The sequence below is a fragment of the Pseudomonas sp. HMSC066A08 genome, from assembly GCF_001813025.1.
GTDB lineage: Bacteria > Pseudomonadota > Gammaproteobacteria > Pseudomonadales > Pseudomonadaceae > Pseudomonas > Pseudomonas aeruginosa.
In genome coordinates, this window is the sequence record NZ_KV811343.1 from 1 (window position 1) to 327 (window position 327).

The window sequence follows — 327 nt, forward strand, 5'->3', positions numbered from 1 at the left end:
TTGCTGGAGGTATCAGAAGTGCGAATGCTGACATAAGTAACGATAATGCGGGTGAAAAACCCGCACGCCGGAAGACCAAGGGTTCCTGTCCAACGTTAATCGGGGCAGGGTGAGTCGACCCCTAAGGCGAGGCTGAAAAGCGTAGTCGATGGGAAACGGGTTAATATTCCCGTACTGGTGGTAACTGCGATGGGGGAACGGAGAAGGCTAGGTTGTCCGGGCGACGGTCGTCCCGGTTCAAGCAGGTAGGCAGAGTGATTAGGCAAATCCGGTCACTTAATGCTGAGATGTGATGACGAACCACTAAGGTGGTGAAGCAATTGATGC

The 327-nt window shown here is 53.2% G+C and carries 1 rRNA gene; it reads left to right on the plus strand.

Annotation, left to right across the window (positions count from 1 at the left end):
- Positions 1-327: ribosomal RNA gene (locus HMPREF2886_RS23730) — 23S ribosomal RNA — on the plus strand; the annotation flags it as partial.